The organism is Streptomyces jeddahensis (assembly GCF_001642995.1).
Lineage (GTDB): Bacteria > Actinomycetota > Actinomycetes > Streptomycetales > Streptomycetaceae > Streptomyces > Streptomyces jeddahensis.
Window position 1 is genome coordinate 1 of the sequence record NZ_LOHS01000206.1, and the last position, 23,379, is coordinate 23,379.

The following is a 23,379-nucleotide window of genomic DNA, read 5'->3' on the forward strand; positions in this document are numbered from 1 at the left end:
GGTAGCTGGGGGAGGGTGGGCACACCCACGACGGCGGGTGCCCCTGCGTCGGGGGTGCCCGGGGGTAGCACGGCGAACCCCCGCCAGAGGGGGTGCCGCTGTGCCCACCCGTTCCGCCCCAGCGGAACGACTGCCCACAGCGGCGGCGGCGCGGCTGCCCACAGCGGCGGCGGCCAGCTGGCGACGGCCGACCGGGTGAGGCGGCGCGGCGGCGGCCCAGCCGGGGCGGCCGCCGGCGGGGCGCCGTCTCAGACCCGCATCGGCTGCGGCGACTCCCGTCGCAGCGGGTCAGGGCCGTCGTACTCGCGAATGATCTCGTACCGCGTGTTCCGCTCCACCGGGCGGAACCCGGCGTCGCGGATCAGGTCGAGCAGATCCTCACGGGTCAGCTTGTTCGGCGTGCCGTAGTTGTCCGCGTCATGCGTGATCTTGTACTCGACGACCGACCCGTCCATGTCGTCGGCGCCGTGCTGGAGCGCGAGCTGCGCGGTCTGGATGCCGTGCATGACCCAGAAGACCTTGACGTGCGGGACGTTGTCGAAGAGCAGGCGCGAGACCGCGAAGGTCTTCAGGGCCTCGGCGCCGGTCGCCATCGTCGTCCGCGCCTGAAGGCGGTTGCGGATCTTGCCGTCCTTCATGTCGACGAAGTCGTGCTGGTAGCGCAGCGGGATGAAGACCTGGAAGCCGCCGGTCTCGTCCTGCAGCTCACGCAGCCGCAGGACATGGTCGACCCGGTGGCGCGGCTCCTCGATGTGCCCGTACAACATCGTGGACGGGGTCTTCAGACCCTTCTCGTGCGCGAGCCGGTGGATGCGCGACCAGTCCTCCCAGTGGGTCCGGTGGTCCACGATGTGCTGCCGGACCTCCCAGTCGAAGATCTCCGCGCCACCGCCGGTCAGAGACTCCAGGCCCGCGTCGATCAGCTCGTCGAGGATCTCGGACGCCGACAGACCGCTGATCGTCTCGAAGTGGTGGATCTCCGTGGCCGTGAAGGCCTTCAGCGAGACGTTCGGCAGGGCGGCCTTCAGCTCCCGCAGCGAGCGCGGGTAGTAGCGCCACGGCAGGTTCGGGTGCAGGCCGTTGACGATGTGCAGTTCGGTGAGGTTCTCCGACTCCATCGCCTTGGCGAGCTTGACCGCCTCCTCGATGCGCATCGTGTACGCGTCCTTCTCGCCCGGCTTGCGCTGGAACGAGCAGTAGGCGCACGACGCGGTGCACACGTTCGTCATGTTGAGGTGGCGGTTGACGTTGAAGTGCACGACGTCGCCGTTCTTGCGGGTGCGCACCTCGTGGGCGAGACCGCCGAGCCAGGCCAGGTCGTCCGACTCGTACAGCGCGATGCCGTCCTCGCGGGTCAGGCGCTCACCGGCCCGGACCTTCTCCTCCAGCTCGCGCTTCTGCCCCACGTCCATCCGGGCGCCTCCCATTGCCTGTGCTGATCGAGCACTCAACCGTACTCCCCCGTCCTCCGGGCGGCGGCACCCCCATGGCCGCTTCGTGTCACACCTGTTCGGGCAGCTCCCCGACCCGGTTCTCCCACTTCGTGGAGAGCACGATCGTCGTACGCGTACGGGAGACGCCCTTGGTGCCGCTGAGCCGGCGGATGGTCTTCTCGAGGCCGTCCACGTCGGTGGCCCGGACCTTGAGCATGAACGAGTCGTCGCCGGCGATGAACCAGCAGTCCTCGATCTCGGGGAGGTCCTTCAGGCGCTGCGCCACGTCCTCGTGGTCGGCGGCATCGGAGAGCGAGATACCGATGAGGGCCGTCACGCCGAGGCCGAGGGATGCGGCGTCGACGGTCGCACGGTAGCCGGTGATGACGCCCGCGGCTTCGAGGCGGTTGATGCGGTCGGTGACGCTGGGGCCGGAGAGCCCGACGAGCCGTCCCAGCTCGGCGTAGGAAGCCCTGCCGTTCTCCCGCAGAGCTTGGATGAGCTGCCTATCCACGGCGTCCATAGGTCCGAAGCCTTTCATTATTCAGCAGTCCCGCAAGTTTATGTGCAAAATCCAAGGCGCGCAGGGAGGACAGCCCCTGAACCTTCTCTACATCTCCTTGAGATGTCGGTACGTGGCCCTGTCGACCAAAGGTGATCTTGCAGGAGGCGCCGGGGCCCCTCAAGGCACCGGACAGGAAACGACTGCCCGGCAGCAGGTCCCCGACCTGCCGGGACAGTCCAGAAGGCGCCCCCGCTAGGACCCCGTTTCCCGGGCACCTCCCCCGAGCTCGCCCTCCCAGCGGCGGTACAGCCGGTGCGGCACCCCCGCCGCGTCCAGCACCCGCCCGGCGACGAAGTCCACCAGGTCCTGGATGTGCGTCGCCCCGGCGTAGAACGCCGGCGAGGCGGGCAGCACGATCGCGCCCGCGTCGTCGAGCGTCACCAGATGGCGCAGCGTCTGACCGTTCAGCGGTGTCTCCCGCACCGCGACGACCAGCCTGCGCCCCTCCTTGAGCGTCACGCTCGCCGCGCGCTGCAGCAGGTCCTTCGACAGACCGAGCGCCACTCCGGCCACACACGCGGTGGAGGCGGGCACGATGATCATGCCCTTCGCTGGATACGACCCGGAGGACGGGCCGGCCGCGAGATCCCCGGCGGCCCAGTACCGCACATCGCCGAGGCCGCGCGGGACGGGATACGGCTTCCCGTCGGCCCCCCGCGCCAGCCATTCCCGCAGGTCGTCCTGCCAGTGCGCATCCCGGAACGCGATGCCGGTCTCGTCGAGGAGCGTCAGCCGCGACGCCCGCGACACCACGAGGTCCACGCTCTCGCCCGCCGCGAGCAGCGCACGAAGCACGGCTGCGGCGTACGGCGTGCCGGATGCGCCGGACACCCCGACGATCCAGGGCCGACGCTGCGCGCCCCCAGCGCTCTGCCCCTGTTCGTATCCTTGGCGTCCTTGGCGACCATCCTGACGGGAACTCACGCACCGAGCCTATCCGCGCCCGGAACGCCGGGACGGCGGTGGGGTGGGCCGGAACCGGGACGGCCCCGGAACCCCGACGGCAGTGCCGTGCGTTGTGCAGGGCAGAGGAGGGGGATGCCGATGTCGTACGGATACACACAGCCGGCCCGGGTGCCGGAGCCTTCCCGGCGCGTGCGCGCCAAAGCGGCCGGAGCCCTGATGCTGGGCTGGGTGGCGCTGCTGTGGCTGCTGGAGATCGTCGACACGGCGAGCGGCCACGCCCTGGACACCTTCGGCATCACCCCGCGGCACATCGGCGAGCTGCGCGACATCGTGCCCGCCGCGTTTCTGCACTTCGGCTTCGACCACCTCGCGGCCAACAGCGTGCCGCTGCTGGTGCTGGGCTTCCTCGCCGCACTGTCGGGCATAGGCCGCTTCGTCGGCGTCGCCGCCCTGATCATCGTGGCCAGCGGTCTGGGCGTCTGGCTGACGGCGCCGCCGTACTCGACGACCGCGGGCGCCTCGGGCGTCGTGTTCGGCCTCTTCGGCTATCTGCTGGTCCGGGGCTTCGTGGACCGCCGCATCCGCGACATCCTCATAGGCCTGCTGGTCGCCGCGGTCTACGGCTCGATCCTCTGGGGCGTACTGCCCACGGCGACGGGCGTGAGCTGGCAGGGCCACTTCTTCGGGCTGCTGGGCGGTGTGCTCGCGGCGTTCGTGTTCCGCCGCCCGCGTGCGGTGCAGCGCGCGGAGCCGCGCGGCGTCAACGGCCTCATACCGTGAGACCGCGTACCAGCAGGTCGAGCAGCGCGCACACGAACAGGGCGATCGCGATGAACCCGTTGACGCTGAAGAACGCCCGGTTCAGCCGGGACAGGTCGTGCGGGCGCACGATGGAGTGCTCGTAGAGGAAGGCACCCGCGACGATCAGCAGACCGAGCCAGAGGAACACGCCGCCGTCCGTGGCCAGGGCGTACCAGACGAACAGCGCCGTGGTGATCACATGGCAGGCACGCGCGCCCCATATGGCGGCCGGGATGCCGAAGCGGGCCGGGACGGACTTCACGCCGATCTCGCGGTCCGTCTCGACGTCCTGGCAGGCGTAGATCAGGTCGAAGCCGCCGATCCAGATGCCCACCGCGAGGCCGAGGATGACCGCCTCCCAGGACCACGCGCCGGTGACCGCGATCCAGGCGCCGACCGGGCCCATGGCCTGGGCGAGGCCGAGGATGGCCTGCGGGAAGTTGGTGAACCGCTTGCCGTACGGATAGACGACCATCGGGATCACGGCGATCGGCGCGAGCGCGAGGCACAGCGGGTTCAGCAGGGCGGCCGCGCCCAGGAAGACGACGAGCGCGATCAGTGCGCCCGTCCAAGCCGACCGCACCGACATCGCGCCGGTGACGAGTTCGCGGTGCGCCGTGCGCGGGTTACGGGCGTCGATCTCGCGGTCGATGATGCGGTTGGCGGCCATCGCGAAGGTGCGCAGGCCGACCATGGCGACGGTGACCAGGAGCAGCCGCCCCCAGTGGATGTTGCCGTCCAGCATGAACATCGCGGTGAGGGACGCGATGTACGCGTAGGGCAGCGCGAAGACCGAGTGCTCGATCATCACCAGGCGCAGGAACGCCTTGGTGCGCCCCGGCTGTGGGATCGCGGCGGACGCGCTGCTCACAGTCCGTACTCCTTCCACCGGCGGTCGACCTTCGCCGCCGTCTCCGGGTCGGACTCCACCATGTCCGGCCAGCCGCCGTCCCGTGTGTAGCCCTCCTCGGGCCATTTCTTCGTCGCGTCGATGCCCGCCTTGCCGCCCCAGAACTGCTGGTACGAGGCGTGGTCGAGGTGGTCGACCGGGCCTTCGACGACGGTGAGGTCGCGGGCGTAGTCGGTGTTGCCGAGCGCGCGCCACGCCACCTCGTGCAGGTCGTGGACGTCGCAGTCGGAGTCGACGACCACGATCAGCTTGGTCAGCGACATCATGTGCGCGCCCCAGATCGCGTGCATCACCTTCTGGGCGTGCTTGGGGTACTTCTTGTCGATCGCGACGATCGCGCAGTTGTGGAAGCCGCCCGCCTCGGGCAGGTGGTAGTCCACGATGTCCGGGATGATGATCTTCAGCAGGGGCAGGAAGAACCGCTCCGTGGCGCGGCCCAGCGGGCCGTCCTCCGTCGGCGGCCGGCCGACCACGATCGACTGGAGCAGCGGCCGCTTCCGCATCGTGATGCAGTCGATCGTCAGCGCGGGGAACGGCTCCTGCGGCGTGTAGAACCCGGTGTGGTCGCCGAAGGGCCCTTCCGGGAGCATCTCGCCCGGCTCCAGCCAGCCCTCCAGGACGACTTCGGCCTGCGCCGGGACCTGCAGCGGCACCGTCTTGCAGTCGACCATCTCGATCCGCTTGCCCTGGACGAAACCGGCGAACAGGTACTCGTCGATGTCGCCGGGCAGCGGCGCCGTGGCGGCATAGGTGACCGCGGGCGGGCAGCCGAACGCGATGGCGACCGGCAGGCGTTCACCGCGGCGGGCGGCCACCTGATAGTGGTTCCGGCTGTCCTTGTGGATCTGCCAGTGCATGCCGATGGTGCGCTTGTCGTGACGCTGCAGCCGGTAGAGCCCGAGGTTCCGGATGCCCGACTCGGGGTGCTTGGTGTGCGTCAGGCCCAGGTTGAAGAAGGAGCCGCCGTCCTTGGGCCAGGTGAAGAGAGCCGGAAGCTGGTTCAGGTCCACGTCGTCGCCGCGCAGGACGACCTCCTGGACCGGGGCGTCCTTGACCTTCTTCGGCGGTACGTGAGTCATGGCGCCGAGCTTCCCGAAGGCCTCGCGCACACCCACGAACCCGTGCGGCAGCTCCGGCTTGAGCAGCCCGCCGATCTTCTCCGAGATCTCCTGGTACGACTTCAGGCCGAGGGCCTTCAGCAACCGCCGGTCCGTACCGAAGACGTTCATCGCCAGCGGCATCGCCGAACCGCGCACGTTCTCGAAGAGGAGCGCGGGGCCGCCGGACTTCTGCACCCGGTCGACGATCTCCCCGACCTCCAGATACGGATCGACCTCGGCCTTGATGCGCTTGAGGTCGCCCTCGCGCTCCAGCGCCCGGAGCAGGGAGCGAAGATCGTCGTAAGCCATGCCGTCCAGTATCGGTCACGGGCTACCCTGGCCCCGTCACCGGGGCCGTGCTCCCCGCTGCCGCACTCACGTCCGACGTCTGCTGGGGGATCGCACGACCATGCTCAGGTATCTGCCCTTCCTGCTGGTACTGGCGTTGTGGATCTACGCCTTCATCGACTGCCTGAACACCCCTGAGGAAGAGGTGCGGCGCCTGCCCAAGGTGGTCTGGGTCATCATCATCCTGCTCTTCGGCGAGGTCCTGATCGGCCCCATCGCCTGGCTCGTCGCGGGCAAGCCCCGCAAGGCACCCGCGGGCGGCTCCACACCAACTGCTTCATCAACGGGCTACCGCAACCACCGCACCGAATGGGTCGCGCCGGACGACAACCCGGAGTTCCTCAAGTCCATCAAGGAAGAGAACAAGAAGGACGAGGCGCTCCTGAAGGACTGGGAGGCCGACCTGCGCCGCCGTGAGGAGGAGCTCAAGCGGCGCGAGCAGCAGAACGGGTCCGAGGACGAGTCGTGACATGGAGCTGCGGCTGCTCGTGACCTTCGAGAAGGTCGCCACGGTGCTGAGCTTCACGCAGGCCGCGGCGGAACTGAAGTACGCGCAGTCCAGCGTCACCGGCCAGATCCGGTCCCTGGAGTCCTCCCTCGGCACCGAGCTGTTCGACCGGCTGGGCAGCCGCATCCGGCTCACCGAGGCGGGCGAGCGGCTGCTGCCCTACGCCCGGCAGATGATCGAGCTGGCCGAGGAGGCGCGGGCGGCGGTCCTCGGTGCGGAGGAGCCCGCGGGGCCGCTGACCGTGGGGACGATGGAGTCGCTGACGTCGTACCGGCTGCCGCCCCTTCTCGAGTTGTTCCACCACCGCTATCCGGGTGTCCGCCTGTCGCTGCGCACGACGATCGGCGACGAGACGCGGCAGGCGCTGCGACAGGGCGCGTACGACGTGGGCTTTCTGATGGAGCGCGAGACCGAGCACGCGGGGCTGGAGACGGCGGTCCTCGCCGACGAGCCGCTGGCGCTGGTCGCGGCGCCCGGGCATCCGCTGGCGGCCTCGGCCGCGCTGTCCACGGCTGATCTGACGGACCAGGTCCTGCTGGCGACCGAACCGGGGTGCGCCTACCGGGATCTGTTCGAGCTGGACTTGGAGTCCGTCGCAGAGCATCCGGTCTCCTTCATGGAGTTCGGGACGATCGAGGCGACCAAGCGGGCGGCGGCGGCCGAGCTCGGCATCTCGCTGCTGCCCGAGGTGACCGTGGCCGGCGAGCTGGCCGACGGGGTGCTCGTACGGCTGCCGTGGGAGCCGCCGTTCACGCTTCGCACTCAACTGGCGTGGCGGGCCGGGAAGCGGCTGCCGGCGCACGCCCGGCTGTTCGTGGAGCAGGCCGTGCGGCTCGTGCGGGAGCAGCAGCGGGCTTCGCGAGGGTGACCTTCAGGCTGGCCAGCACGATCAGCGGTACGCCCAGCGCCTGGACGAGCCCGATGTGGTGCCCGTACACCGCCCAGTCCGCGACCATCGCGACCGCCGGGTAGCTGAAGGCGAGCACGGCGATCTTCGCGGTCGGCAGCTTCGCGTACGCCGAGTACATGAGGACGTACATCAGGCCCGTGTGGATGAGCCCGAGGCCGACGAGCCAGCCCCAGTCCGCGCCGGTCCCCTGCATCGCGCCGAAGTCGGCGAAGGGCAGCAGCAGGGGGATGCCGACGAGGACCTGGACGAGGGCGATCAGGTGCGGGCGTACACCGGTGATGCGCTTGGTGACGAGGGTGGAGAGTCCGTAGAGGAGCGCCGCGAGAAGGGCCTGGCCGACGCCGAGGAGATAGGTGCTGTCGCCGCCGGTCACGTCGCCCGGGCGGATGCCGGAGACCAGGACCAGACCGGCGAAGGCGAGGAGGATCCAGCCCGCTTTGGCCTTCGTCAGGCGCTCGCGGAAGAGCAGCGCGCCGAGCAGGACCACGTAGAACGGCTGTGTGTGGTAGACGACGGTCGCGACGGAGATCGACGTGTTCTCGTACGACTGGAAGAGGAACACCCAGTTGAAGACGATGAACAGCCCGCCCAGCGCCGCGAGGCCGAGGGTGCGGGGGGTGAAGCCGTGGCCGCGGAGCCAGCCGCGGACGAGGATGTAGCCGCCGAGGGCGAGTGCGCCGAACAGGACGCGGAAGAAGACGACGTTGAAGGGCGAGGCGCCGGACTCGACGACGAAGATGCCGAGGGTGCCCGACAGCACCATTGCGGCGGTCAGTTCGGCGGTTCCCTTGTTCTCTGGTGTCATGTCTGTGACGCTACGGACGGCCCGCCGGACCGGTCCACGCGCCAGTGGGGCGACCTGCCGATGGGGCCATCGGCCACGCCGATGGCGCTGCTGACAAGCGCGGCCGTAGTACAAGGTGTACGCCCGCGCGTGCCGAAATGCGGACAGTGCGCCTCTGGGCCGGGGCGCGAACGGCCCCCACACTTCGGTCATGACAACCGCGCCCACCAGTACGCCCGTGGATCTCGCCCCCGAGTACGGCGACAAGGTCATCGCCGTCGAGACGGCGGGTTCCGAGCCGATTCCGCTCGCTGAACGGCATGGCGCCCCGCGGGGGTTGCTGTGGACGTGGGCGTCGCCGAACATCGAGTTCGCGACCGTGTACATCGGCGTCATCTCGGTGCTCTTCTTCGGCCTGAACTTCTGGCAGGCGTCGGCGGCACTGCTGCTCGGAACGGCGCTCGGTGCGCTCACGCACGGGGTGCTGAGCCTGGACGGGCCCCGGTTCGGGGTTCCGCAGATGGCGATCGGCCGGTTCTCGTTCGGGTACAGGGGAAATGCCTTCCCGTCCGGCGTCAACGCCCTTGTCGCGGGCGTCGGATGGTTCGCGGTCAACAGCGTCAGCGCGGCCTTCGCGCTCAACACCCTGACGGGCCTGCGTCCGCTGCCGTCGCTGCTGCTCGTGGTGGTCGCCGAGATCGTGATCGGTTTCATCGGGCACAACTTCGTGCACGCTTTTGAGCGTTACGCACTGCCCGTGCTGGCGGTCATCTTCCTGCTGGCTGGTGTCTGGACGTTCCAGGAGGCCGACCTGGGCGCGCCCGGCGCGGGCGGCGGGATCGGCGGGTTCCTGCTGGCGTTCAGCGCGGCGTGGGGGTACGCGGCGGGCTGGAACCCGGGCGCGAGCGACTACTCGCGCTATCTGCCGCCGGCCGCGACCCGCTGGAAGGTGGCGCTGTACCCGGCGCTGGGCCTGTTCGTCTCCATCTCCGTCGTCGCCCTGATCGGCGCGGCGTCGGCGACGATCGCGGCGCCCGAGGGCGCCACGCCGACCGCTGCCTTCACCGGCCATCTCCCGTCGTGGCTCGCCAACCTGGTGCTGCTCGCCATCATCCTGGGCGCTGTCTCCGCGAACGCGCTCAACGTCTACTCCTCCGCCATGTCCGTGACCGCACTCGGCCTGCGGCTGCCCGCCTGGCTGGGCCGGAGCGCCATCGTGGTCCTCTGCGGCGTCGCCGGCACGGCGGCGGCCTGGGCGTCCCTGGCCGACGCGGGCCATGCCTACGAGGCGTTCCTGCTAGTCATCGCGTACTGGGTGGGCCCCTGGCTGGGCGTCGTGCTGGTGGAGCGGTGGCTGCAGTCCCGCACCGCCACGGACGAGCAACTGTCGGCCCGCCTCACCGACCGCACCTACACCAACTGGCCGGGTATCGCCTCGCTGTTCGCGGGCGTCATCGTCTCCGTCCCGCTCTTCTCGAACCAGGAGAAATACGTGGGGTGGGTGCCGGAGCAGTGGCCGTCCGTGGGAGACGTGACGTGTCTGGTGGGGTTCGCGGTGAGTGCGGGGTTGTACGCGGTGCTGCGGGGCCGGGCGGCGCGCTGAGGCCAGGCGCTGTAGGGGCTATACCTTCGTCCAGCGCTGCGACGCCTTCCCGGACTCGCACGACGGCGTGTGCACACCGGCGCCGCCGCCGGAGCCCACGTCGAGGCAGCCACCGTTGGACACGCTCCTGAGGGTGCTGCCTGAGCCCGTCCGCCAGAGCCGTGGGGAGGCCTGGTCGCAGTCGCCCACGAAGGTCGCCTGGCCCAGCATGTTCGCGCTCAGGCACTGACCGGTCTGCTGGTTGACGAGCTCGAATCCGCCGGCCGATGAGCTCTTGACGGTCCAGTAGGCGGTCGAGTCCGCGCAGTCCCCGGTACCCGCGGCGCCGTAGACCTGGGTGAGGCACTTGCCGGTGTCGCCGTTCTTGAAGCGGTAGGTGCCCGACGCAGGGTTCGTGACCGCACCCGTCGATGTGCCGCCGGACCCGTCGGAACTCCCCGAACCACTGCTTCCGCCCGAGCCGCCCGAACCGCCTGAACCTGTGCTTCCGTCCGAGCCGTCCTGGGCATCCCCGGCTGCTGCGGGGGATGCTCCTGCCCCCTTCCCCTTGTCCGGCGGCGAGGAGGAGGACTTCGCGGGCTTCGCCGTCTTCGAGGCACTCGCGCCGGTCGTGGACGGCATGGGGAGGGATGACGCCGAGACGGAGGCGGTCGGGGTGGACCCGGCACGGTCCCCCGACGAGAACGTGTACGGCAGGAGCTGGATGGCGAGGGTCGTGCCCGTCACCACGACGACGGGGATGACGGCGAACAGGATGCGGGTACGGAGACGCTCGCCTCGGTCGGGCCGGGGCGCCGGCTCGGCCTTGGCAGGCTTCCCGTCCCCGGGCTCGTCGGGCTTCGCGGCGACATCGCGTTCCGCGGCGGCATCGGGTTCGGCGGTGGCATCGGCCTCGCCCTCGGCTCCCGGTTCCTCCAGGGTGTCCGCCGGCTCCGGGATGCCCAATCGGTCCGCCGACGGCACCGTCGTGGCGAAGGCGGCGCGCTCGTCGAGCCGTTCCGTGACGGCCGGCGGCCACAGAGGCGGCGCGAACGGCCCGTGCCGCTCGGCGCGTTCGACGAGCTCGGCCGCAGTGGGGCGGCTTTCGGGGTCCTTGTCGAGGCAGGCCGCGACGACCTCGGCAAGTTCCGGATCGCGGGCGCGTACCGGCTCGAGGTCGGGCTCCTCGTGCACGATGCGGTACAGCACGCCGTTTCTGGACTCGTCCCCGAAGGGCGGCCGCCCGCTCGCCGCGTAGGCGACCAGCGAACCGAGGGCGAACACGTCCGTGGCACCGGTCAACGGCCGTGCGCCCGAGGCCTGTTCGGGCGACATGTAGGCGGGCGTTCCCACCATCATGCCGGTCAGGGTCAGCGTGGTCTGCTCGTCGGCACGGGCGATGCCGAAGTCGATGAGGGTGAGGCCGTCCAGGGTCAGCATGACGTTGGACGGCTTGAGGTCCCGGTGCACCATTTTCCGCGCGTGCACCGCCGCCAGCCCCGAGGCCGCCTCCCGCAGCAACAACCACAGCGAGTCGGCGGGCAGCGGCCCCCCGTGCACGTCGAGGGCCTCGCGCAGGGTGAGCCCGGGAACGTACGCGGTGGCGAACCACGGCGGCCGCGCCGTGCGGTCACTGGCCAGCAGCGGTGCGGTGGCCTCCACGGGCAGCCGGGAGAGATTGTCCAGCTCGTGCCCGAAGCGGCGCAGGAAGTCCGCGTCCTCACTGATGACGGAGGGCAGCACCTGCTTGACGGCGGCATACCGCCCTTCGTGGACGCCGAGGAACACCTGCCCCATGCCGCCCGAGCCCAGCCTGCCCACCAGCGGGATCGGACCGATCCGCCGCGGATCATCCGCCTCCAGCGGCCGGGCACCACTGCCGCTCAGGTCGAACCCGTCTTCCCCGCTCAACGTCTCCCCGTTCACGTCCGACCCGGCCCGCCCCCCGAAGTGGAAGCCCCTTCTAGAAAATCGCTCTAGAGGGTGTTCTACGCTGTCCGCCACGGGGACCATGAGGAAACCGACAAGGCACGACATGTAAGGACGGTTGCCGGATGAGCCCCAAGCAACAACGCGGCGAGGCCACCGTCGAACTGCTTCTGGACGCCGCACTGCGCGTGTACGCCGCCTCGGGCGAGCAGGGCCTCACCGTCAGCGCCGTCACCAAGGCCAGCGGCGTCAGCCTCGGCAGCCTCTATCACCACTTCGGCAGCCTAGACGGCCTGTTCGTCGCGCTCGCACAACGCTGGCTGACCCGGCTGCTGGGCGAACTGGCCACGGCCCTGCAGGGCGCCCGAACCGCCCGCTCGGGCATCCGCGCCCTCGTACGGGCGTACTTCGCCTTCATCCAGGAGCACCGGGACGCCGCCCTGCTCCTGCACTCCTCCAGGGCCGACCAGTACGGCATGACCCAGGGCAAGGAGCTCCGCGACTCCCAGGAGGCCAGGCTGTCGGCGTTCGCCCTCTGGGTCCAGCCCCGCATCGAGTCCGGCGAGCTGGCCCCGCTCCCTCTGCCCCTGATCGAGTCCCTGGTCCTGGGCCCTGTCGTCGGCGTCGCCCGCCGCTGGCTCTCCGGCATCGACGACGTCGACCTCGCCGAGGCCGCACGCATCCTCCCGGAGAGAATCTGGCGATCGCTGAGCCCGTGACGCACCCCGGACGGCTCGCGGTGCTGGTCGGTGGCCCCATATACGACAGGTCGCGCCTGCGCTCCCCCGCTGCCGCGTTCAGCCGAGGTCCGCGCGCAGCACCAGCTCCAGCAGCCCCGGAAAACGTGCGTCGAACTCTTCGCGGCGCAAGCGGTTGACGCGCTTCGGGCCCTCGTCGCGCTGTTCCACGAGGCCGGCGGCGCGCAGGACGCCGAAGTGGTGGCTGAGGGCGGCCTTGCCGACGGGTACGTCGAAGCTGCCGCAGGTTCGTGTCCATTCCGGGGAGCCCGCCAGCTCCCTTACCAGCTGGATCCGTACCGGGTCGGCGAGGGCGGCGAGGGCCGTCAGGATCGGGACCTCGTCGGGGTGGGAGTGGACGGGGGCGGGTCGGTGGCTGGTGCGTTCTTCTGCCATGGCCATGCCTGATTCTCTCCTCCCCCCTCCGCCTTCGGCCTCGGCGCAGTGCGCCGGTGCGCTTGTGGAGTGTTCGATGAAGACCATACACTCCCGAGTGTTCGCTTTCCGTTGAACACTTATCGAGGGGTGCTGTGCCATGCGCGCTGTCCGGATCCAGGAGTACGGCGTTCCCGAGGTCCTGCAGGTGGTGGAGGCGGAGGCGCCCGAGCCGGGGCCCGGGCAGGTGAGCATCGACGTGGCGTACGCGGGTGTGAACTTCGCCGACCTCAAGGCGCGTGCCGAGGGGTACCGGGTGGCGTCGCTTCCGTTTGTGCCCGGCCTGGAGGTGTCCGGGCGGATTCGCGCCCTGGGCGCGGATGTCACCGGCCTCGCGGTCGGCCAGGAAGTGGCCGCGCTGACGGACGGCGGCGCCTACGCGGACGTGGCCGTCGCCGAGGCCGCCACCGTCTTCGCCCTGCCGGACGGCGTGGACCTGCGTACGGGCGCCACCCTCCCCACCGTGCTGCCTACCGCGCACGCCCTGCTCCACGAGGTGGGCCGGCTGCGGGCGGGTGAGACCGTTCTCGTGCAGGGCGCGGCGGGCGGGATCGGCACCGTGGCCGGGCAGTTGGCGAAGGCGGCCGGTGCGGGGGCCGTGTACGGCGTGGTGTCGGGCGCTGCGAAGGCCGAGCACGCCCTCAAGTACGGGTACGACGGGGTGTTCGTCGGGGACGGATGGGCGGACCAGGTGCGATCCGCGACCGGTGGGCGCGGGGTCGACCTCGCGCTCGACCCCGTCGGCGGTGACACCTTCCGCCGGAGCCTGGAGGCGCTGGCGGTCTTCGGGCGCCTGGTGTCCTTCGGCAACGCGAGCTCGGCGGAGCCCTGGCGGGTGGGCCAGCCGGAGCTCTATCCCGGCGGGCGCTCGGTCGCCGGGTTCTCGATCCTCATGCTGGCCGGGAGCGCACCCGGCGTACTGCGCGAGATCGCGGAACGCGCCTTCGGCACGGTGGTCGACGGGACGGTCGACATCCCCGTCACCGCGGAGTTCCCCCTGGCCGAGGCCGCGGAGGCGCACCGCCTGATGGGCTCCCGCACCAGCACGGGGAAGCTGCTGCTCCGGGTGGCGGACGCCGTCGGCCGGTAGCCGGTACCAGGAGCCAATACGCGTAGGCCCTACGCCCGACGCCTAGGCCCTACGCCCGACGCGTAGGGCCTACCGCCCGACGCGCAGGCAGGACCTACGCCCGGACGGCGTCCGCCGGACGTTCCGTGGCGGGGTCTGTCGCGGCATGCGTGATGCGGATCTTCGACTGGGGGTGCCAGGTCTGCTCCCAGTCGTCCATGAAGCGGGCGACGAGCCCGTGCTTCTCGGCCAGCCGGATCAGCGTCTCCGTGCGGTAGTAGAAGTCCTCACGAAGCACCTGGTGTTCGCTGCCCTCGGTGCGGTCGAAGGTGAAGTCGAAGAAGCCGCCGGGGGCCAGCACCCGTCCGACGTTCGACAGGCACTCGTCGATGACCTCCAGCGGCGAGTGCGAGAACACGCTGTGCGCGTGCACGACCGTGAAGTACGCGTCGGGGAGGAAGTCCAGCTTCAGGTTGTCGACGGGCGTGAGGTGCGGCACCTTCTCCTGGAGGCCGTAGCGGACCAGCGTCTTCTTGGCCTCGATGAGGATGTCGGGCGAGATGTCGATGCCGTAGTAGTGGCCGGGGTCCAGGTACTGGATGAACCGCCAGCCGGCGCGCAGATTGCCGCAGCCGATCTCCAGCATCCGGTTCTCGGGCTTCAGCCCGTGCTGCTGGAGGTAGTCGAACTGCAGCTGCCCGATGGCCAGCCAGCGTTCGTGGGACGGCCGGCCGCCGACCGCCGCCTCGGGACTCCTCGCGGTGTCCGACGCCATCACGGCCCGGTAGTACGCGACGTGGCTTCCGCGGTACCGCAGCCGCAGCCAGCCGTCCCGGCCCGCCCGTCGCAGATACGGCAGCACGCGCTCCGGATGCTGCAGCGCGTAACGCGCCTTGTGTCCGAGTCGTGCACGATTCGTCCGCAGGCGCAAAGCGGATGTTTTCTGCATGACGGCCTCCGTGCCATTCGTGGGCTGCCCCTGCGCGGATGCTAGCGACGTACCCTGCGCCCGTCCCATTTCCGCGTCACCCGTTCGGCCGTGCCGCATCGCGCGGCACCGCTCGGTACCGGCTCGGCCTGCCGGTCAGCGCCATGGAGGACATGGAGAGGACGTGGGACGGACGTGGGCTCGGCCGTTCGGGAGAGTCGTTCGGCCGAGTGGCGCGTCGTCGTGGTGGACAGGGGCGGCCACGCGCAGCGTGGAGGGGGCACGACGGGAGCCCGGCCGGACCACCGGCACGACCGGCACCCTCCGCACTGTTCGAGCGAGGCCAGGCCATGCAGCAATCACGCTTGATCTCCGGCGCGTGGACCGGTGTCCGGGACGACGTCCGGGACGGGGCGCGAGGACGTGGGACACGAGGTCGTGGGGCGCGCCGATGGGTTCCGCGCGCCGGGGTGGCCGCGGGCGCGCTCCCCTGGCTCGCGTCCGTCGCCGCCGCCTTCACGCTCGCCCAGCTCCTCCTGGTGGTCCCCGGTCTCGGGCTCGGCTGGGACGAGACGGTGTACGTCAGCCAGGTCAGCCCCCAGGCCCCGGCGGCGTTCTTCAGCGCGCCCCGCGCCCGCGGCATCACCTTGATCGTCGCTCCCGTCGCCGCGCTGACCACCTCCACCGGTGCGCTCCGCGTGTACCTGGCCCTGCTGTCCGGCGCCGGGCTGTTCCTGGCGCTGTGGGTGTGGCGGCGGCTGCTGCCCGCACCCGTGCTCGCCGCCGCCGGGGCCCTGTTCGCGAGCCTGTGGGTCACGCTGTTCTACGGTCCGTCGGCGATGCCGAACCTCTGGGTCGCGTACGGAGCCCTCGCCGCGACCGGCTGCCTCCTGCGCACGGCACGGGACCCCGGCGACCGCCGCGCCCTGGCCGGCCTGGGCGCCGCCGTGGCGCTGGCCGCGCTGATGCGCCCGCTGGACGCCGTGTGGCTGGCCCTGCCGCTGGCCGGGGCCGCCCTGCTGGTGCGCAGGCACCGTATCCGTCCGCGGCGCCGGCTGCTGCTGCTCGTCGTGCTCGCCGCCGGCCTGGCGCTGGGCAGCGCGGAGTGGGTCGTCGAGGCGTACGTCCGCTACGGCGGCCTGTTCGCGCGGCTGCACCGCGCCAGCGAGATCCAGGGCAGCCTGGGCTGGTACTTCGCAATCGACGACCACGTGCGCGCGCTGAGCGGGCGCACCCTGTGCCGTCCCTGCGACGTGCCGTGGCGGCACCCTGCCACCGCCCTGTGGTTCTTCGCGCTGCCGCTGCTGGTCGCGGCCGGCGTCTGGGCGGCGGCCCGGAGCCGCCATCGCACCGCGGTCGTCCTGGCCACCGTGGTCGGGCTGGCGCTGGCCGCGCCCTATCTGTTCACCGTCGGCTATGCGGCCCCGCGCTTCCTGCTTCCGGCGTACGCGCTGCTGGCCCTGCCGGTGGCGTACGGCCTGGTACGCCTCTGCGTCGCGTGCGGCCTCGTCCGCGTGAGTCGTGTCCGGCGGGGGTGGCGCCCGGCTGCCCTGGTGCTCGTCGTGGTGGTCGTCGTCGGGCATCTGGCCGTCCAGTACCGCGTACTCGAGGGGGTGACGGGCCGCGTACGTGCCGACACCGTCGACTACGGGCGGGTCGCCGCCGCGCTGCGGGCGCAGGGGGTGCGGCCGCCCTGTGTGGTCACCGGGACGGAGGCGATTCGTGTCGCCTTCCGCACCGGGTGTGCGTCGCGTCAGCCGAGTGGGCATGACGCGAGCATCACGCGGGCCGAACTCGCAGCCATGGGCCTCCGGCGGCCTGTCGCGGTTCTCGTCGCCGGGGGCCGGCAGCCCCCGGCTTACGCCCGCGGGTGGCGTCCGCACCGGCTGCCGGAGCTTGGTCGGGTGACCGATTACCGGGCCTACTTGTCGCCTGCGGCGACTCCCTGACACTGGGGCGTTGCCCTAGACCCCGGGGCGCCCTTCGTCGTGGGTTGTGCCCACCCTCCCCCAGCTACCGCCGGGAGGTGCCCCCAGCCCTGCGGAACGCCTGCCCACAACGGGGATTGGATCACGCCACCGTCCGCAGTCGGCCTCCCGCAGCCGCCGCCGGGATCCCCCTCACCACCCGATGCGCGCACGTCGCCGCCAGAAGTTCGCCCAGCAGGTCCGGGTCGTCGACCTTCAGGCCGAGTAGGGACTCGATGCGTTCGAGGCGCTGGTAGAGGGACTGGCGGCCGATGTGCAGGAGGGCGGCCGTGCGGGTCGGGGAGCAGCCGTGGCGGAGGTGGACCTCCAGGGTGCGGACCAGGTCGCTGGGGTGGGCGGCCTCCCAGTCGAGGAGGGGGCCGAGGGTGTGCTGGACGAGGCGGGCGAGGCGGTCGCGGTTGGCGTCGACGCCGCCGCGGGTGAGCTCCCGTTCGAGGGCGAGCGCGCGGGACGACGTCACCAAGGGACCCTGCCCGTCGTCGGGTTCGGCGGCGGGCACGGTGAGGGCCAGCTCCAGTGCCGTACGGGCGGCCCGGAGCGTCTCGCTCCAGCGCAGCCATCCGGCGCCCGCCACCACGGCGTGCCCGACCGCGACGGTCACCCCGGGCTCGGCGGCCGCGTGGAACGCGTCCTGGACGGCCCGTACCGGATCCCGCGAGGTCCCCGGGCGCGCGCCCGGGGCACCGGCCGCCGCGGGCAACGAAAGCAGCGCCAGTACGTCGCCAGGGAACGCGGCGCGCAGCGCACCGGCCCCGCCGAGGGCGCGGGCCGCGCGGTCGACGGCGGCCAGGCCCACGTGCCCCGGCCCGTGCACGGAGACGCCGACGAGCCGGGCGCCGGGCGCGGGATGGAAGTCCGCGAGGGCCGCCCGCGCCTCGACCTCCGGCTGGTTGAGTGCCTGCCCGTCCGCGAGATCGGCGAGCAGGGCCGCCGTGTGGTCGGCACCCCAGGGGCGTACGGAACGGCCCGAGAGGCCCCGCGTGACGATCGCGCGGTTCGCGGCCTCCGTGATCCGTACGAACGGGACGACGCGCCGCAGCGCGAGCAGCGGCAGACCCACCGAGCGGGCCTCGTCGGCGACCTCGTCCGGCATCCGCGGCAGCGACCGGCCGATCTCCACGGCGAGGCCCGCGGCGCCGCGGGCGGCGAGCTCCCGGACGTAGCGGCGCCGGGTCGCCTCGTCGGCGTCGGTCAGTCCGAAGCCGTTGGTGAGCAGCAGCTCCCCGCCGTCGAGGAAGTTCGCGCCCTCGTACACCTCGCTGGAGTGCACCCAGCGCACCGGCCGGTCGAGCGCCTCCTCGCCCGCGATCAGCTGGGGTTCGGTGTCGCAGACGGCGTCGAGGGCGAGGATCTCGCGGAGGGTGAGCGCGGGCACGGGAACCTCCTGGGGCGGGCTCGCTGACAGTTCGTCCGGCTGCGGGCTGCCCGGAGAGTACTTTCCGCACGTTGCCCTGGTGTTTCGACCACAGGAGAGTGGAGGGCAAGAGGCATGGAGCTACGCGGAGGGTCCATGGACGATCAGCAGCAGGCCGCTCAGGAGCAGGCGCGGCAGTGGCTCGCGACGGCCGTCGCCGAAGCGCGGGCCGGGCTCGCGGAGGGCGGCATCCCCATCGGCGCGGCGCTGTACGGGCCCGACGGGCGGCTGCTGGGCCGCGGCCACAACCGCCGCGTGCAGGACGGCGACCCGTCGATGCACGCGGAGACGGCTGCGTTCCGCAACGCCGGGCGGCAGCGGAGCTACCGCGGCACGACGATGGTGACGACCCTGTCCCCCTGCTGGTACTGCAGCGGTCTAGTACGGCAGTTCGGGATCTCCCGGGTCGTCATCGGCGAGTCCGAGACCTTCCAGGGCGGCCACGACTGGCTGGCCGGGCACGGCGTCGAGATCGTGCAGCTCGACGACTCCGAGTGCATCGCCCTGATGCGCGACTTCATCAAGAACAACCCCGCTCTGTGGAACGAGGACATCGGCGATGACTGAGGCGACTACTGCGCAGTCCGTTGGGCAGCAGCCCCGTATCCCCACCATCGATCTGCGGCCCTGGCTCACCGGCGGGCCCGAGGCGCGCGCGGAGATCGCCCGCACCGTCGACGAGGCCCTGCAGACGGCAGGGTTCCTGCTGGTGACCGGGCACGGTGTGGACCCGTCGCTGCGGGAGCGGATCCGGGCGGCCGCCCGGGAGTTCTTCACGCTGCCGGCAACGGTCAAGGAGCCGTACGCGGCGAAGGTCGGCGGCCGCGGCTGGCTCGGCCCCGGCGCGGAGGCCAACGGCTACTCGGAGGGCACTCAGACCCCGCCGGACCTCAAGGAATCGCTGACCTTCGCGACGCACGAGCCCTTCGAGGACCCCGAGATCAACGCCGAGTGGTACGCACCCAACGTGTGGCCGGCGGAGGTGCCGGAACTCCAGGCGCTGTGCGAGGAGTACCTGGCGCGGATGGGCGAGCTGGAGAACCAGCTCCTCTCCCTGCTCGGCGAGGCCCTCGGCCTCGAAGCCGACTTCTTCACGCGGCACATGTCGCACCCGACGTACGGCTTCAACATCAACTGGTATCCGGGCACGGAGGTCGTCGGCGAGCCGGAGCCCGGCCAGTTCCGCATCGGCCCGCACACCGACTTCGGCACGGTCACGATCCTCGACCGGCAGGCGGGCAAGGGCGGCCTGCAGGTGTACACGGACGAGGGCGGCTGGGAGGACGCGCCGTACGACCCCGATGCCTTCACCATCAACATCGGCGACCTGATGGCCCGTTGGACCGGCGACCGCTGGCGCTCGGGCCGCCACCGCGTCCTGCCGCCGCCCGCGGACGCGCCCGCCGAGGAGCTGATGTCCCTCGTCTACTTCGGCGAGTGCACGCCGGGCACGCTGGTGGAGTCCGTTCCGGCGCCCGTCGGCCGGGTCGCGTACGAGCCCGTGGACTCGCACGTGTATCTGCGTGCGCAGCTGGACGCGATCACGGTCGCCTGACCGGCGCATCCGTGCGGCTACCTCCCGGCGTACACCTCCCGCAGCTCCCGCCACCGGTCCGGCGTCCAGGCCGACCAGTACACGGGCCGGCCGTCGAGGGCGTCGAGGAGGTACTCGAGGTGGTTGTGCCAGGCGGCCAGGCAGTCGAGGCGCAGGTCGTCGTCGCCCCGGAACTCGTTGGTGAAGCGGAGGGTTGTGCCGCCGGTGAGGGCCGGTGACAGGTGGAAACGGATACGGCCGTGGAACGACGCCAGCGTGTACTCGGCGATCCGTTCCACGTCCCAGGCGGTGACCCAGCCGGTGGCGACGGTCGCCTCGCCCTCGCCCGTGGTGAGCCAGCGCAGTGTGATCGCGCCGCCGAGCCGGGGTTCGAGCACATCGGCGGCGGCGAGCCACCCGCGCAGCCCGTCGGCTGTGGCGACCGCCGCCCAGACCTCCTCCACAGGCTGGGGAAGGTGCAGCAGGAAACGGAGCGTGTGGGTGTCGCCCACGGTCCGGCTGGTGCCGTGCTCGATCGACTCGCTCATGGCACCAGCCTGGCCCGCTTCCCCGCTCCATGCACCCCTAGGGCCGCTGACCTGCTTTGTTGACGACTTCCCGGTCCAGGACGGCCACGGAGCTGAGGAGATCGCCCGCCTGGAGGACGTCGCATTCGCGCTGGGGGCCGGCGAGCCTGACCGTGCTCAGGCCCGTGAACTGCAGGGTCTTCTCGTCGAAGAGCAGCTCGTGGCGGGTGGGGCCGTGCCCGCGGTCGCCCGGCCACGTCCCCTCCATGGCCACGGCGATCCCGGTGCGGCCCGCCGCGTCCCTGGCGTTCTCGTAGACGGTCAGTCCCGGGATACGCGCGACGGCATGGTAGAGCGCGGCCTCGACCTTCGGCGGCAGGAGCTGCGCGCTGAGCAGGCCTCCAGCCTTGGTGAAGGCGCCCTGGTCGGCGGAGCGCTTGCCGGACGGCTGCTCGCCGGACTGCAGTCCGTAGAGCCAGCGGTACATCGCTTCCGGGTCGGTGGGCAGCTGCTCCGCCTGCCGGTAGTAGTTGGGCGTCTTCTTGCCGGGCAGTTGCTTGGCGATCGGCCGCTCCACCACCCTGCCGCTGTCCCTGTGCTCCCGGGACAGGCCGATGTGCTGCCCGTCGACCGACTCCCAGGTCTCGCGTACGCCGTACGCGTATCCCTCGGAGGTCGTGAGACAGCCGTCGGGCAGCGGCTTGGCCGGGTCCATCTTCCAGTGGTAGTCGTCCCGCTTCGTGTAGACGAACTGGTCGTCCCTGATGTCCGTGGACAGCTGCTTCCCGGCCGCGCTCGCGATGCGCTCCAGCAGCCGGGCCGCGCTCTGCGTACTCGGCGTCTGCGTCATCGCCGTTCCCGGCCGCGGCGGCACCGCGGCGTCTCGTGTCACCGTGACGCCGACGACGACGGCGGCCGTCAGGGCCGCGGCCACCGCGGGCGCCACGACGGCCGGGCGGCGCCACGCTTTCCGTGCTCCGGCCGGCTCGGACCTGATCTCACGCATCAGCTGCTCCCTCAGGACGCGGTGACGGCCCGGCGGGAGGTCCCTGTCGCGGGAAGGCGGGATGGCGTTCACTGCTTCCCCTTCCTGGGCGTTCACTGGTTGCCCTCCTGGATGGGCCCGGCCACGGATGTGCGGCCGTCTCTCGTCTGTCCGCGCCCGGCGGCGAGTTCCGCCGCGAGCTTTGCGCGGGCGCGGGAGAGCCGGGACCGCACCGTGCCGACCGGGATGCCAAGCACCCGGGCCGCCGTCGCATAGTCGAGCTCGCCCCAGACGCACAGGGCGAGCACCTCGCGTTCCGGGCGGCGCAGCCGGTCGACCGCGGCGCGTACGGCCCGCAGATACGCGGCGTCGTCGAGCTGTTCGGCGACGCCGTCGGCGATGTCGCGCACGGGCTCGGGCCGCGGAAGCCGGGCCACGGCCGCCGTATGGCGCCGGGCGGCACGGCGCGTGTTGCGGGCCACGTTCGTGGCGATGCCGAGCAGCCACGGCCGCAGCGAACCTCCGTCCGCGTCGACCCGGCCGCGCAGCCGCCAGGCCTCCAGGAAGGTCAGCGACACGACGTCCTCGGCCGCCGACCAGTCCCCCGTCAGCCGGAAGGCGTGGTTGTAGACGGAGCGTGCGTACGCGTCGAACAGCTCACCGACGGCGTCCGCGTCGCCGTCCCTGATGCGGGCGCGCAGCTCGCGCCGGTCCCGCGGTTCCCCCTGATTCGTCTCCACGTCCCCCACCTGTCCGTACGACGAAGGCCGGTTCCCGTGACGGATGCCACAGGAACCGGCCCGGTCGTACGACGGTGTCAGACGCCCGCGTACGAGTGCTTGCCGGTGACGAAAATGTTCACGCCGTAGTAGTTGAACAGCCAGCAGCCGAAGGCGATCAGCGCCAGGTAGGCGGCCTTGCGGCCCTTCCAGCCGGCGGTGGCGCGTGCGTGCAGGTAGCAGGCGTACGCGACCCAGGTGATGAACGACCAGGTCTCCTTCGGGTCCCAGCCCCAGTAGCGGCCCCAGGCGTCGCCCGCCCAGATGGCGCCCGCGATGATCGTGAACGTCCACAGCGGGAAGACGGCGGCGTTGACGCGGTAGGAGAACTTGTCGAGCGTCGCGGCGGCCGGGAGGCGCTCCAGGACGGAGGTCGCGAAGCGGCCGGGCTGCCCGCCGTTCGCCAGCTTGTTCTCGTACGAGTCCCGGAACAGGTACAGCAGCGTGCCGACCGCACCCACGTAGAAGACCGCGCCGCAGAGGATCGCGGTGGAGACGTGGATCCACAGCCAGTACGAGTGCAGGGCCGGGACCAGCTGGTCGCTGGCGGTGTAGAGGACCGTGACGGCGAGGCCGAGGTCGAGCAGGACCGTGGTGACCAGCGGCAGGCCCATCCAGCGGGCGTTCTTCTTCAGGGCGAGCAGCGTGAGGTACACGCCGACGGCGACCGTGGAGAAGGTGATGTTGAACTCGTACATGTTGCCCCACGGCGCGCGCTGCACCGACAGGGCGCGGGTGAGCACACCGCCCGCCTCGACGAGGAACGCGAGCACCGTGAGGGACACGGCGATCCGGCCGTAGAGGTCGCCCTGCTCGTCGCCGCCGTGCGCACCGGGGCCGTCCGGCACGTCGCGGGTGCCGGACGCGGAGCGGGTGACGACCTTGGGGCGCTCGAGGACGGCGGTGCCGCCCTTGGACTGGACCGTGACCGCGGGCGCCTGCCGCGCTGCGGCTGCGCCCTTGTGGGTCAGCGCGGCGGCCGTGCGGCTGACCTTGCTGCGGCTGCCGAAGATCCACTCGGCGATGTACGCGAAGAACGCCAGGGTGTAGACGGCCATCGCGGAGTAGATCAGCACGTTGCTGATGCTCGCGAGGTGTTCGTTGGTGGCGGCGGCGAGTGTCACCTCAGCACTCCTTCGGGTGAATGTCCCGGCGACTTACGGTCGGGCGGTGAGGTCTGCGGGAAGCTTGCGGTCGTGTTACCGGG

General features: G+C 71.3%; 23 protein-coding genes. 9 read left to right on the top strand and 14 right to left on the bottom strand.

Annotated features, from left to right (window positions below):
• Positions 1-248: 248 nt before the first annotated feature.
• From mqnE to STSP_RS36000, 3 genes are all read right to left on the bottom strand, one after another.
• Positions 249-1,412, bottom strand: coding sequence for an aminofutalosine synthase MqnE (gene mqnE / locus STSP_RS35990; protein WP_067285465.1), 1,164 nt, complete (start codon positions 1,410-1,412; stop codon positions 249-251).
• A gap of 88 nt (positions 1,413-1,500) precedes the next feature.
• Positions 1,501-1,956, bottom strand: a complete 456-nt coding sequence (locus tag STSP_RS35995) for an Lrp/AsnC family transcriptional regulator (RefSeq protein WP_067285467.1) — start codon at positions 1,954-1,956, stop codon at positions 1,501-1,503.
• Positions 1,957-2,190: 234 nt separating this feature from the next.
• Positions 2,191-2,838 (bottom strand): UbiX family flavin prenyltransferase, encoded by a 648-nt coding sequence (locus tag STSP_RS36000; protein WP_078067801.1) that lies wholly within the window; start codon positions 2,836-2,838, stop codon positions 2,191-2,193.
• A 204-nt stretch (positions 2,839-3,042) separates the two neighbouring features.
• On the opposite strand from STSP_RS36000, the gene STSP_RS36005 reads away from it, so the two are divergent.
• Positions 3,043-3,684: a rhomboid family intramembrane serine protease gene (locus STSP_RS36005; RefSeq protein WP_067285585.1), complete on the top strand. Its 642-nt coding sequence runs from the start codon at positions 3,043-3,045 to the stop codon at positions 3,682-3,684.
• Here STSP_RS36005 and mqnP read toward each other — a convergent pair.
• The gene (gene mqnP, locus STSP_RS36010; RefSeq protein WP_067285470.1) at positions 3,674-4,576 is read right to left on the bottom strand and encodes a menaquinone biosynthesis prenyltransferase MqnP; all 903 of its coding nucleotides are present in this window, start codon (positions 4,574-4,576) and stop codon (positions 3,674-3,676) included. The two genes, STSP_RS36005 and mqnP, sit on opposite strands and share 11 nt — an antisense overlap.
• Positions 4,573-6,024 (bottom strand): menaquinone biosynthesis decarboxylase, encoded by a 1,452-nt coding sequence (locus tag STSP_RS36015; RefSeq protein ID WP_067285472.1) that lies wholly within the window; start codon positions 6,022-6,024, stop codon positions 4,573-4,575. Before STSP_RS36015 ends, mqnP begins: the two co-directional genes overlap by 4 nt.
• Positions 6,025-6,124: 100 nt before the next feature.
• Here STSP_RS36015 and STSP_RS36020 point away from each other — a divergent pair, with 100 nt between their 5' ends.
• Entirely contained in the window at positions 6,125-6,532 is a 408-nt protein-coding gene (locus STSP_RS36020; RefSeq protein WP_067285473.1) for a PLD nuclease N-terminal domain-containing protein, read from the top strand.
• A 1-nt stretch (position 6,533) separates the two neighbouring features.
• Positions 6,534-7,439, top strand: a complete 906-nt coding sequence (locus STSP_RS38020; RefSeq protein ID WP_157902988.1) for a LysR family transcriptional regulator — start codon at positions 6,534-6,536, stop codon at positions 7,437-7,439.
• Here the strand turns inward: STSP_RS38020 and STSP_RS36025 are convergent.
• Entirely contained in the window at positions 7,321-8,286 is a 966-nt protein-coding gene (locus tag STSP_RS36025) for a DMT family transporter (RefSeq protein ID WP_067285475.1), read from the bottom strand. The two genes, STSP_RS38020 and STSP_RS36025, sit on opposite strands and share 119 nt — an antisense overlap.
• A gap of 190 nt (positions 8,287-8,476) precedes the next feature.
• Between STSP_RS36025 and STSP_RS36030 the strand changes: the two genes are divergently transcribed.
• Complete coding sequence (locus tag STSP_RS36030; protein WP_067285477.1) at positions 8,477-9,868, top strand: purine-cytosine permease family protein; 1,392 nt, start codon at positions 8,477-8,479, stop codon at positions 9,866-9,868.
• A gap of 18 nt (positions 9,869-9,886) precedes the next feature.
• Here STSP_RS36030 and STSP_RS36035 read toward each other — a convergent pair whose 3' ends face one another.
• The gene (locus STSP_RS36035; RefSeq protein ID WP_067285479.1) at positions 9,887-11,758 is read right to left on the bottom strand and encodes a serine/threonine-protein kinase; all 1,872 of its coding nucleotides are present in this window, start codon (positions 11,756-11,758) and stop codon (positions 9,887-9,889) included.
• A gap of 143 nt (positions 11,759-11,901) precedes the next feature.
• Here STSP_RS36035 and STSP_RS36040 point away from each other — a divergent pair, with 143 nt between their 5' ends.
• On the top strand, positions 11,902-12,495 hold the full coding sequence (locus tag STSP_RS36040; protein WP_067285480.1) for a TetR/AcrR family transcriptional regulator: 594 nt from the start codon (positions 11,902-11,904) through the stop codon (positions 12,493-12,495).
• Between the two features lie 78 nt (positions 12,496-12,573).
• Here STSP_RS36040 and STSP_RS36045 read toward each other — a convergent pair whose 3' ends face one another.
• Positions 12,574-12,915: an ArsR/SmtB family transcription factor gene (locus STSP_RS36045; protein WP_408646406.1), complete on the bottom strand. Its 342-nt coding sequence runs from the start codon at positions 12,913-12,915 to the stop codon at positions 12,574-12,576.
• A gap of 133 nt (positions 12,916-13,048) precedes the next feature.
• Here STSP_RS36045 and STSP_RS36050 point away from each other — a divergent pair, with 133 nt between their 5' ends.
• A complete protein-coding gene (locus tag STSP_RS36050; RefSeq protein WP_067285482.1) occupies positions 13,049-14,038 on the top strand; it encodes a quinone oxidoreductase family protein in 990 nt (329 codons plus the stop codon).
• 94 nt (positions 14,039-14,132) lie between these two features.
• Here the strand turns inward: STSP_RS36050 and STSP_RS36055 are convergent, their stop codons facing one another.
• Entirely contained in the window at positions 14,133-14,966 is an 834-nt protein-coding gene (locus tag STSP_RS36055) for a class I SAM-dependent methyltransferase (RefSeq protein ID WP_067285483.1), read from the bottom strand.
• 329 nt (positions 14,967-15,295) lie between these two features.
• On the opposite strand from STSP_RS36055, the gene STSP_RS36060 reads away from it, so the two are divergent.
• Positions 15,296-16,894 (top strand): hypothetical protein, encoded by a 1,599-nt coding sequence (locus STSP_RS36060; protein ID WP_067285485.1) that lies wholly within the window; start codon positions 15,296-15,298, stop codon positions 16,892-16,894.
• A 121-nt stretch (positions 16,895-17,015) separates the two neighbouring features.
• Here the strand turns inward: STSP_RS36060 and STSP_RS36065 are convergent, their stop codons facing one another.
• A complete protein-coding gene (locus STSP_RS36065; protein WP_067285487.1) occupies positions 17,016-18,308 on the bottom strand; it encodes a PucR family transcriptional regulator in 1,293 nt (430 codons plus the stop codon).
• Positions 18,309-18,443: 135 nt separating this feature from the next.
• On the opposite strand from STSP_RS36065, the gene STSP_RS36070 reads away from it, so the two are divergent.
• Positions 18,444-18,914, top strand: a complete 471-nt coding sequence (locus STSP_RS36070) for a nucleoside deaminase (protein WP_067285488.1) — start codon at positions 18,444-18,446, stop codon at positions 18,912-18,914.
• The gene (locus tag STSP_RS36075; protein WP_067285490.1) at positions 18,907-19,902 is read left to right on the top strand and encodes an isopenicillin N synthase family dioxygenase; all 996 of its coding nucleotides are present in this window, start codon (positions 18,907-18,909) and stop codon (positions 19,900-19,902) included. Before STSP_RS36070 ends, STSP_RS36075 begins: the two co-directional genes overlap by 8 nt.
• 17 nt (positions 19,903-19,919) lie before the next feature.
• Here the strand turns inward: STSP_RS36075 and STSP_RS36080 are convergent, their stop codons facing one another.
• The 4 genes from STSP_RS36080 to ccsB all read right to left on the bottom strand — a co-directional run bounded on the left by STSP_RS36080 (position 19,920) and on the right by ccsB (position 23,296).
• Entirely contained in the window at positions 19,920-20,429 is a 510-nt protein-coding gene (locus tag STSP_RS36080) for an SRPBCC domain-containing protein (protein ID WP_067285494.1), read from the bottom strand.
• A gap of 37 nt (positions 20,430-20,466) precedes the next feature.
• Positions 20,467-21,510 (bottom strand): CU044_5270 family protein, encoded by a 1,044-nt coding sequence (locus STSP_RS36085; RefSeq protein ID WP_067285495.1) that lies wholly within the window; start codon positions 21,508-21,510, stop codon positions 20,467-20,469.
• Positions 21,507-22,133, bottom strand: coding sequence for an RNA polymerase sigma factor (locus STSP_RS36090; RefSeq protein ID WP_408646407.1), 627 nt, complete (start codon positions 22,131-22,133; stop codon positions 21,507-21,509). The genes STSP_RS36085 and STSP_RS36090 overlap by 4 nt, the downstream gene beginning before the upstream one ends.
• A gap of 77 nt (positions 22,134-22,210) precedes the next feature.
• Positions 22,211-23,296, bottom strand: coding sequence for a c-type cytochrome biogenesis protein CcsB (ccsB, locus tag STSP_RS36095; RefSeq protein ID WP_067285497.1), 1,086 nt, complete (start codon positions 23,294-23,296; stop codon positions 22,211-22,213).
• Between the last annotated feature and the right edge of the window lie 83 nt (positions 23,297-23,379).